This window comes from Marinilabiliales bacterium (genome assembly GCA_007695015.1).
GTDB lineage: Bacteria > Bacteroidota > Bacteroidia > Bacteroidales > PUMT01 > PXAP01.
Genome location: REEN01000038.1, coordinates 1 through 9,741, shown reverse-complemented (window position 1 = coordinate 9,741; position 9,741 = coordinate 1). Strand labels below are relative to the sequence as shown.

Annotated in this window: 10 protein-coding genes and 1 pseudogene; 3 read left to right on the top strand and 8 right to left on the bottom strand. The window is 54.6% G+C overall.

Annotated elements, in window-relative coordinates:
• Positions 1–30: 30 nt before the first annotated feature.
• From EA408_03630 to EA408_03620, 3 genes are all read left to right on the top strand, one after another.
• Positions 31–384: an ABC transporter substrate-binding protein gene (locus tag EA408_03630; protein ID TVR74015.1), complete on the top strand. Its 354-nt coding sequence runs from the start codon at positions 31–33 to the stop codon at positions 382–384.
• 76 nt (positions 385–460) lie between these two features.
• On the top strand, positions 461–1,516 hold the full coding sequence (locus EA408_03625) for an iron ABC transporter permease (GenBank protein ID TVR74014.1): 1,056 nt from the start codon (positions 461–463) through the stop codon (positions 1,514–1,516).
• A 4-nt stretch (positions 1,517–1,520) separates the two neighbouring features.
• Positions 1,521–2,561 carry an ATP-binding cassette domain-containing protein gene (locus EA408_03620; GenBank protein TVR74013.1) on the top strand — a complete coding sequence of 347 codons (1,041 nt, stop codon included), beginning with the start codon at positions 1,521–1,523 and terminating at the stop codon, positions 2,559–2,561.
• Here EA408_03620 and EA408_03615 read toward each other — a convergent pair.
• From EA408_03615 to EA408_03580, 8 genes and pseudogenes are all read right to left on the bottom strand, one after another.
• Positions 2,562–2,753, bottom strand: a pseudogene (locus EA408_03615) (hypothetical protein). It abuts the gene before it with no gap.
• Between the two features lie 10 nt (positions 2,754–2,763).
• Positions 2,764–3,210 (bottom strand): SPOR domain-containing protein, encoded by a 447-nt coding sequence (locus EA408_03610; GenBank protein ID TVR74012.1) that lies wholly within the window; start codon positions 3,208–3,210, stop codon positions 2,764–2,766.
• Between the two features lie 258 nt (positions 3,211–3,468).
• Positions 3,469–4,461, bottom strand: a complete 993-nt coding sequence (locus EA408_03605; protein TVR74011.1) for a chorismate synthase — start codon at positions 4,459–4,461, stop codon at positions 3,469–3,471.
• Between the two features lie 26 nt (positions 4,462–4,487).
• Positions 4,488–5,972: a 3-phosphoshikimate 1-carboxyvinyltransferase gene (gene aroA / locus EA408_03600; protein ID TVR74010.1), complete on the bottom strand. Its 1,485-nt coding sequence runs from the start codon at positions 5,970–5,972 to the stop codon at positions 4,488–4,490.
• Complete coding sequence (locus EA408_03595) at positions 5,941–7,032, bottom strand: hypothetical protein (GenBank protein TVR74009.1); 1,092 nt, start codon at positions 7,030–7,032, stop codon at positions 5,941–5,943. Before EA408_03595 ends, aroA begins: the two co-directional genes overlap by 32 nt.
• Positions 7,025–7,687: a type I 3-dehydroquinate dehydratase gene (locus EA408_03590; protein TVR74008.1), complete on the bottom strand. Its 663-nt coding sequence runs from the start codon at positions 7,685–7,687 to the stop codon at positions 7,025–7,027. The genes EA408_03595 and EA408_03590 overlap by 8 nt, the downstream gene beginning before the upstream one ends.
• Before the next feature lie 120 nt (positions 7,688–7,807).
• Entirely contained in the window at positions 7,808–8,836 is a 1,029-nt protein-coding gene (aroB, locus tag EA408_03585) for a 3-dehydroquinate synthase (protein TVR74007.1), read from the bottom strand.
• A gap of 164 nt (positions 8,837–9,000) precedes the next feature.
• Entirely contained in the window at positions 9,001–9,741 is a 741-nt protein-coding gene (locus tag EA408_03580) for a hypothetical protein (GenBank protein ID TVR74006.1), read from the bottom strand.

Genomic DNA, 9,741 nt, shown 5'->3' with positions numbered 1-9,741 from the left:
CCAGGAGGGAGATCCCATTTCGCATCCCTGGTGAGCGATGCGGGAGGCAGGTATTTATGGGAAGACAACAGTGGAAGAGAGAACTTTCCGGTCGATATTGAGAGTGTGATCAGCAGGGGACGGCAGGCTGATTACTGGATAAATACAGGTACGGCACAATCTGCCGGCGATATATTAAGAACCGACAGCAGACTGGGATCCCTGCCTCCTCTTGCAGCAGGAAACATATACAATAATAACGCCCGGACCAACCGGTACGGAGGGAATGATTACTGGGAATCGGGTATCGTAAATCCCCATATAATTCTGGCCGACCTGGTGTGGATATTTCACAGGGAACTTTTACCTGACCATGAGCCGGTCTATTACAGGAAACTGGAATGAAACCCGCATCAGCCTTCGGCAGACAAAATAACATGAACAAACACAATAACCTGGCACAGTACAACAAAATTAACTGATGACAAACCCATCAGCACCTGAACGGCGAAACAACAAAACCATCATACTGATAGTAACCCTTTCGTTATCAGTGCTGCTGCTATTCATTGCCGGTATCCTTACCGGCACGGTCAGGATACCCATTTCCGATATATTCATTATCCTGTCAGGCGGTGAGGCATCAAGGCCCGAGTGGCACATAATAGTGACCGACCTGAGGCTGCCGAGGGCGATTACCGCACTGGTAGCGGGAGCCGGGTTGTCGGTAAGCGGACTGCTGATGCAGACCGTCTTCCGGAATCCCCTGGCAGGCCCCTACGTGCTGGGAATAAGCGCCGGAGCCAGCCTGGGTGTCGCAGTCGTTGTAATGGGCCTTACCCTGATCCCCGGCTATACGGCATGGGCGGTTGGCGACTGGCCAGTGGTGATAGCGGCATGGGCCGGCTCGGGTGCCGTGCTTGTCCTTATCCTCCTGGTGAGCTTCAGGGTACGCGATATCATGACCATACTGATACTGGGTATTATGTTCGGCAGTGCAACAGGGGCCCTTGTGAGCGTCATGCAGTACTTCAGTACCGAAACCATGCTAAGGTCATTCATGATATGGACCATGGGCAGCCTTGGCGGTGTAACGGGCCCGCAGCTGGGCATCATGGTTCCCGCTGTTGTTGGGGGACTTCTCATAGCGGGTGCTTCGGTAAAGATGCTCAACACCATGCTGCTTGGCGAGAATTATGCGCGGAGCCTGGGCGTGAACATTACTGCAGCGAGGATCATCATATTCGTCAGCACCAGCCTCCTGGCAGGAACGATAACCGCCTTCTGCGGGCCAATCGCGTTTATCGGGATTGCTGTTCCCCACCTCGCGCGCATGATGTTCAGGAATGCCGACCATGCCGTGCTGCTGCCGGCCACCGCCCTCACCGGTGCTGCTGTATTGCTGGCCAGCGACATTGTCTCCAGGCTGCCTGCTATGGAAGGGAGCCTTCCGATAAACTCGGTAACCGCGCTCATTGGCATTCCCGTCGTAATTTGGATAGTAATACGTAACCAGAAACTAACCGGAATATTCTGAAGCTATGGGCGACAAGCTACCTGTTCTGCATACCGAGAACCTGTCCGTTGGATACAGGGGCGCAGGAGACTCTTCCGGCCCGGTGTTCGGAGGCATCACCGTTGATGCACGCCGGTCAGAACTGGTAGCCCTGTTCGGGCCGAACGGAATAGGCAAGAGCACACTGCTTCGAAGCATTGTCAGGCTTCTTTCCCCCCTTTCGGGGAAGATATATTTATCCGGTTCTGATATACGGAGCTACCCGGCGAACCAGATCGCCAGGATGGTCGGGTTCGTTTCGACAGAGCAGGTGCGTGTGAACAACCTGAAGGTCCGCGACCTGGTGTCGCTGGGCCGCTATCCTCATACGGGCTGGCTGGGGAGACTCGGGTATCAGGACAATATTAAGGTTGACGAGGCACTTGAGATGGTGGGAATATCACAGCTGGCTGGCAAGAACATTGACCAGCTGAGTGACGGAGAGAGACAAAGGGCAATGATTGCACGCACCCTGGCCCAGGATACGGGTATAATAGTGCTCGACGAACCTACCGCCTTCCTTGACCTTCCGAACAAGTACGGGATTGTTCACCTTCTTCACCGGCTTGCGGTTGAAAAGGGACGGACAATAATATTCTCCACGCACGACCTGAGCATAGCTATCCAGGAAGCCACAAAAATATGGCTTATGCTGCCGGGGCAGATTTACCAGGGTGCACCGGAAGACCTGATCCTGAACGATCAGTTTGGCAGGATGTTCGAAAACACGAACCTTTCCTTCAGTACGGGAAAAGGCGAATTCCGGATAAAGCGGGAACTAAAGGGCAGCATCGGCCTGCTGGGACCGGCAACGGAGCGGCGTTGGACCAGGAACGCCCTGGAAAGAAACGGGTTCAGGGTGGCTGAGAATGAAGAGTGCAGTACCACCATCAGCATCGATAAGTCAGACGGTACAACGACATGGAAATTAACGATGCAAGGTGCCGGTTCGGGGTTCACAAGCATTTACGACCTCTGCTCCCACCTTACCTCTGCAGGGGCGGAGCCCCCTGTGAGAGGGAGATGATCAAGCAAAAACTGTTTTCTGTTCAAACTCGCCTGTCAGCAACCCGGCCGTTGCAGGGTCCGCAGCAAGCGGTATATCGTGCACATCGCATATTCTCATCAGCATTGCGATGTCGGGCTCATGCGGATGCTATATCAGAAAAGATACCATCTCCGCCTTCTTACTGTCATGTGTGATTATTGCTATCTACATATAATTATGGTCAGCGCCTGATCAGCAGCCAGGAGTCATGGTACTGCGGGAAGGATCTTCGTATCTGCATCACCCTCTGCCTGGCATCGGTCTCGCTCGTATATGAATCGACTGAAACCCTGTTAAAACCCGTCTCCGACAAAAGAATTACCGGGGTGAAGCCCTCCTGTTCGAGAGCGGACTTAAAACGGTTTGCATTGTCATGCACCCGGAAGCTGCCAAGTATGACAAAGTAGCGGTTAACCTCCTGGGTTACCCTGTCCTCTTCCCTCTCAAAGTCAAACTTCTCTTCAACAACCGGTATCTCAGGCTCCGGTTCAGGTTCCGGCTCGGGATCTACCACAACAGGTTCACGAACCGGAGGGGGCGGAGGAGGATCGACAGCAGCCATATCCCTGCCCGACCGGCAGGCCATCAGCGAAGTTGCAAAAACCAGCAACAAAAAAAGGATTCTCATGATTCGTTTTAGGGTTAGGTTAATACAAGTTTTGACGTCATCTTGCACAGTGCAATAACTGCAACATTAACGCAAATATTATCAATTTACACAATTGTTGAAAAATATTTTAAAGTCTTTATGTAGCCCAGGTATAATGCGTTGTATATGAAGCTAATACAGGATTCGGGGTTTGCGTTATCAACAATCGCTGTTCCTGATCTGTCATTCCCCCGCATCCATAAATAACCAACCACCGGAATGACAGTCGGGTTGCCGTTACCCCTTCACGGGAGGCCGGCTTTGTGCAAGCATCTTCAAATCGGCCAGGGCCACGGCTGTTATAGCCTCCAGCACCACCGGCACCCTGAGGGCAATGCATGCATCGTGACGTCCCTTTACCTTCAGTTCCTCTATCTTTCCCGACTCAATGCTGTAGGTGGACTGGCCCACCGAGATGCTGGATGTAGGCTTTACCGCAATCCTGAATACAAGCTCGTTCCCATTTGTCAGTCCCCCGCTTATCCCGCCCGCATTATTCGTGGCAGTCCGTCCCGTCTCATCCACTATGGGGTCATTGTGGCTGCTGCCTCTCATAGATGCAGCGGCAAAACCAGACCCGAACTCAACTCCCTTAATCGCGGGAATGGCAAATGCCATGTGGGCAATCACCGATTCAACCGAATCGAAGAAAGGTTCTCCCCACCCTACAGGTATGCCCGCAGCCCGGCACTCGACAATGCCGCCTACCGAATCACCAGCCTCCATGGCGACTTTTACAGCCCTGTCAATATCCTCATCTCCGCCGGCGCTCACCAGCCGTGCATCTATATCTATCCCCGTCAGCAGCTTTTTGGCAACAACACCGGCCGCCACCAGGCACAGGGTAAGGCGGCCCGAGAAATGTCCACCGCCCCTGTGATCATTGAAGCCTCCGAACCTCTTCCACGCTACGAAATCGGAATGGCCCGGGCGCGGTGTGCGTTTAAGGTTATCATAGTCGCCCGGTTTGATGTTTTTATTCCTGAACATTATGGTAAGCGGCGCACCGGTAGTGTGGCCGTTGAAATGGCCGGAAACGATCTCCGGGAGGTCATCCTCCACCCTCGGGGTTGTACCCGCCCTTCCCGGACGGCGCCTGCCAAGGTCGCCGGCAAAATCACCGTCCGAAAGCGGGACTCCCGGGGGACAACCGTCTATGGTCACTCCTATGGCCTGGCCGTGCGATTCGCCAAACAGGCTTATCCTGAATATTCTTCCTGTACTGTTCATATCTGATCAGGTTTTCTGTTAACAAATTATCCCTTTCTCAAACTCTCCATGTCCTCAAAAAAGCGGGGATAGGATTTTGCCACGGCTTCTGCACCCTCAATCAGCACCTCTCCATGCGCTGCAATAGCTGCTGTGGCACAGGCCATTGCTATTCGGTGGTCACCGTGCGACTCAACCGTGCCGCCATTGCACCCGCCTCCTTTAATTTTCATTATATCGCCGGTCACCTTCACCTCAACTCCAAGCTTACCGAACTCCCTGCTCAGCGTTGCCGCGCGGTTGCTCTCCTTGTGCAGGAGCCTTTCCGCACCCCTTATGGTGGTGGTACCCTCGCAAAAGGCAGCCAGGGTTACAAGAGGCGGGAAAAGATCGGGGCAGTCGGTGGCATCAAACATAAAAGCTTCAAGATTGCCGCGCGACACCGTCACCTCCCCGGTACCGGTCGCAACATTCGCCCCGGCCCTCTCCAGGGCATCGACAATGGCCCTGTCCGCCTGCGGCGAAGAGGTGTCAAGGTTTTCAACGGTCACGCTTCCACCGGTCGCACCTGCAACAAGCAGGAAGGCGGCACCGCTCCAGTCCCCCTCCACCCTGTACTCACGGGGCTGGTACCGCTGACCGTGCCTGACCAGGAACTCCGAATAGCCCCTGTTCTCAACCTCCACGCCGAAAAGCTCCATCACCTTTAAAGTCATGTCAATATAGGGCCGGCTCTTAAGGTTCTTTACCAGCAGGGTGACATCGGATGCGGCATACGGGGAGGCAATAAGTATTCCCGTGAGTACCTGTGAGCTGAAAGAACCGTCGATCACAGCTTTTCCGCCGGGCAGGGGGCCCCGCACTGTAACCGGCAGGCAGCCATTTACCGTTGTACACTCAACACCCAGCGCCCGGAGCGATTCCTCGATAACCACCATCGGCCTTTTCAGCAGTGATCCGCGGCCGGTAAGCGTAACCGGACTGTCAAACAGGGAGGCCACCGCCGAGAACATCCTCACACTCAGTCCCGCCTCACCGCAGTCCAGCATACCATCCGGCCGTTGCAGTCCCCCAAAAACAACCAGTCCCTGTTCAACTGCCTTTCCCGTGGCGGAAGCCGATCTCCCCGTTCCCGTTCCCTGACCACCACCGGCATCAGAACTCCCCTCCTCCGCTCCACGGCTGCTACCGGCAACAGAATGGTCCTTCGTTACTTCATCATCTCGTTCCAATCCGGTTACCTTCTCATTTTCGGTTCCCCGTTCTTCAGCCCGGCCCCGTTCGTCCGCAGATCCCTCAGCGGTATCAGCCTCCCCCGGGGGAGCGGACTTCAAAGGCCATTTTTCCACCCTGGCACCAAGCTGGCGCACAACATTTACCGCGGCCACCACATCATCGGAATCGCCAGGTGACAGGATCACCGAGCGCCCCTCAGCCATCGCGGCCACGGCAATAGCCCTCTGGGCATAGCTCTTCGAAGGAGGGGCCTGTATCCTGCCCTCAATGGCCGAAGGCCCTGTTCTTTTCTTCATCAGTTATCCTTTTTAACTCCCCGGCATCATATCCTGCGGCGTCGACAAGCAGGCCGGGCCGTCCGTACTCCATCGCACTCCGGTGTTCATCTATAACGACCGCAGTAACAATATCGTCAGGTGCGGGCACATGTGCCATCGCCTCGTCCATTACGCTCGTATCAGCAGCCCTTCCCGTAAACAGCCTGTAAGCTTCCGTTGCCTGGTGCAGCAACCACCGTTCGCCTGTAACCACCCGGCAGGGCCACCCGGCAGGGCCACTCACATCTGCCGGCCGGTAATTGGCATCCAGAATGACCTGTCTCTCATGTAGCTGCCGCCTGTCAAAGGGGAACACCCCGGGCGGAAGAGTAACAACAATTATGTCATAATCGCCGGGATGAATATCGCTGCTGCCGGACCGGACACTCTTTGCGCCCGGATCAACATCGCTGCTGCCGGACCGGACACTCTTTGCGCCCGGATCAGCAGCGCCAGTATCGGCAACACCAGTATCAGCAGTGCCAGTATCGGCAGCGCCTGGCTCAGCTATCCTGCAGCCCAGCCTGGATGCAAAACCGGCAAATCTTTCAATATTCCGGTTGACCATAACAACATCGGCTCCCGCCCGTACCAGTCCAACTGCAGCAGCCCTCCCTGCACCTCCGGCGCCAATCACCATGCATCTCTTACCTGCCGGGTCATGGCCCGCCTCGAGAAGAGCACCGGTAACTCCCGTGCCGTCGGTATTGTAGCCTGTCAGCAAACCATTCCGGCTGACTATCGTGTTGACAGCGCCAATAAGCCGGGCATCGGGCGACAGGCTGTCCACGCAGCTGACCACTCCATCCTTAAAAGGAGTGGTGACATTTCCCCCTGCCAGTCCCATGCCCCTTATCAGTGCACACACCCTGCCGGCCGAGGATGTCAGTATCCGGGTATAGAAAGCATCTATGCCATGAAGGGCGAACATTGAATTATAGAGCTGGGGACTCCTGCTGTGAAGCACGGGGTTGCCGAAAACGGCATAGTAACCGTCGCCTCTTCTTTCCGGCCGGGGGCGGCTGTTACCGTCAACCATATGCGGATATTCTTTCTATCATCGATGTTATCTCGCCGTACTCGATCTGTCCGGCGGCAGTGGGCAGGTTATCGCCAAATGCGGCAAAAGTGAAGGGTGCACCCAGAAAAGGGGCCGCCAGCCTGGTTATCACGCCAAGGGGTCCCATACCGATTGCCACCAGTCCCTCAAAGCCGTCATATAACCCGAGTATGGCCGCGGCCTCTGCCGGACTGTTCACCTGGCACGCCAGCTTTGCCACGTCGGCGCCGCTGTCGAACATCTTTCCGGCTATTGTACGCAATTCACCAGCCGGGGGCGTGTGGGTATAGTAATGACGTGACAGGATAAGCCGGGCGGGACTCTCCTTTACCGCTGCCATCATACGCTTCTTCCACTGACCGCCGGCATCGTCTTCAATATCAACCCACGCGGCGCCGTATTCCATTGCACTTTTCAGAATTTTCTCCCTTCCGGCATCATCATGCCTGCCCTCGCGGCAGGTGGCAATGAGGTTGGGATGGCTTTCAAAGACCGCCTTCATCTGCGACTCGTCAAACTCGGCAAGGTCAAGCCGTATCTCGGCCATATCCACTTTTTCAAGGATGCCCGACACGGCATCGAAGGGAACGTTGCCAATGCAAACGCAAACTTTGAATTCATGTGCATAAAGCATGGTTATCAATTTATTTAACAATATGTTACTAGTTCATGGTTAGGATATTTAGCTTTTCAATTCCCATGGAACGCCCATGCTTTATAAATTTTATTTTGTGTGCATCAGCACATGGGCGTTTCAGGTACCATTCAGTGCATAATTTTTAAGTTCGTCTGTTCCTATAGCCTCTATCGATACATTACCTATTCCGTTCATCAGTATGAACCATAACGATCCCGCCTCCCGTTTCTTGTCCTTTACCAGCACATCAAATATGTCGGCCGGATTGGCCCGTGTCTCCACCGGCAGTTCATACATGCCGAGCAGTCTTATGATCCTCTCCCTCTCCTCCTCCGTAAGGGAGCCGCGGCTGACCGAGAGTCCCGCCGCAAAGGCAAGTCCCACTGCCACCGCCTCGCCGTGCGGCAGTCCCGCCACGGTCTCCACAGCATGCCCCCAGGTATGCCCGAGGTTAAGCTTCCGCCTCTCCCCCTGCTCGCGCTCGTCCCTCTCCACCACGGCCGCTTTGATGGCAACCGAATGGGCGACTATCTGCTCCATCTCGTTCCTGTCCCTGCTCAGGATCCTGGTACTGTATTTCCCGAGATGTTCGAAGTGATCTTTGTCCTCTATCAGCGCGTGCTTGATAACCTCGGCCATACCGCAGACAAATTCATTTTCCGGAAGGGTAAGAAGCATATCGACATCGCAAATTACAAACTCAGGCTGGGTAAAATTGCCGATTATGTTCTTGTAGCCGTCAAGGTTAACCCCGTTCTTGCCTCCTATCGATGCATCCACCTGCGCCAGCAGGCTGGTCGCGACAAACCCGAAGCCAATGCCCCTCATGTAGGTGGATGCCACAAACCCTGCAAGGTCGCATACAACCCCACCGCCAATGCCCGTTATGAACGAGCTCCTGTCCGCTCCCTGCTCAAGCATCCACCGGCTGATGGCGGCCAACGTCTCAAGACTCTTGCTCTTTTCGCCGGGTTCGACCACAAAGACAGGCGCGCTCGGGAACCGTTTCCGGTATAGCCTGTCCAGGTTTTTATCAGTTATTATGAAATTTTTTCTTCCGTCAATATATTTATCCAGATGGCCGAGGCACTCCCCGACGAGGACATCCGATTTGCGGCTGTGAAGGTCAACGGTTATTTTTTCCATATAATAATTATATTTTCCGGGATTGCAGCAGAATTCAGTTTCACTTTAAAACCCGCGTACCAGGTTAAAGCCACCTCTTACACTGATGGACAGTACGATTTCAGCGAGTATTATTATGCTGCAACGCAAAACCGGGACAAAAAAACCAACCTTAAAGGTAATTTTTATATCCGGTTTTTAAAACCGGTATTAACGGAATATTTGAGCTTTCCCGATTCCCTTGTTATCTCGCCGAAGAGCCTGCTGATAAAACCGGGACGCAGTCCGTCTCCCGTTGCAAGGTTGGCAAGACGTTCGCCGGTGGCGGACTTTTCGGCTGCGGACGGCTTTGATGAGCCTGCATGTCCCATGCTATCAATCTTCCGCGAAAGCTCCATTCTGCTGGCAATGGCATGAACCAGCAGCTCATCAACCATATCCATCTCTGAGCTGAGATCATCAATGAGTTCAGGTGCATCTTTGCAACATCCCTTCCTGTCGAGGTCCAGCTCCTTCATCATTGAGGCAAAAGCGGCGGGTGTAAGCTGCTGGGAGGCATCACTCATTGCCGATGGCGGGTCGGGATGAACCTCCACCATCAGTCCCCCAACCCCATGCTCAAGCGCCCTTTCGGCCACGAGTGGCACCAGGCTGCTTTTACCCGCTATGTGGCTAGGGTCGCACACTATGGTAATTCCGGGCATCCGCTCCCTCAGTTCGGCGGGAATGCGCCATATCGGCTGGTTACGGTACATATGCGTGCCCCATACCGAAAAGCCACGGTGGATTGCACCGACCTCCTTAACACCGGCTTTAAGAAGGCGGTTGATGGCGCCGTACCAGAGCTCAATATCAGGGTTGAGCGGATTCTTGACCAGCACGGGTATATCGGTACCCCTCAGCGCATCGGCAATATCCTGCACCAC

Bases quoted from the DNA above. Each gene is read 5' to 3' on its own strand.
- EA408_03595 (TVR74009.1), bottom strand. From the start codon at position 7,032: ATGGTTGACGGTAACAGCCGCCCCCGGCCGGAAAGAAGAGGCGACGGT.
- EA408_03620 (TVR74013.1), top strand. From the start codon at position 1,521: ATGGGCGACAAGCTACCTGTTCTGCATACCGAGAACCTGTCCGTTGGA.
- EA408_03605 (TVR74011.1), bottom strand. From the start codon at position 4,461: ATGAACAGTACAGGAAGAATATTCAGGATAAGCCTGTTTGGCGAATCG.
- aroB (TVR74007.1), bottom strand. From the start codon at position 8,836: ATGGAAAAAATAACCGTTGACCTTCACAGCCGCAAATCGGATGTCCTC.
- aroA (TVR74010.1), bottom strand. From the start codon at position 5,972: ATGAAGAAAAGAACAGGGCCTTCGGCCATTGAGGGCAGGATACAGGCC.
- EA408_03625 (TVR74014.1), top strand. From the start codon at position 461: ATGACAAACCCATCAGCACCTGAACGGCGAAACAACAAAACCATCATA.
- EA408_03610 (TVR74012.1), bottom strand. From the start codon at position 3,210: ATGAGAATCCTTTTTTTGTTGCTGGTTTTTGCAACTTCGCTGATGGCC.
- EA408_03590 (TVR74008.1), bottom strand. From the start codon at position 7,687: ATGCTTTATGCACATGAATTCAAAGTTTGCGTTTGCATTGGCAACGTT.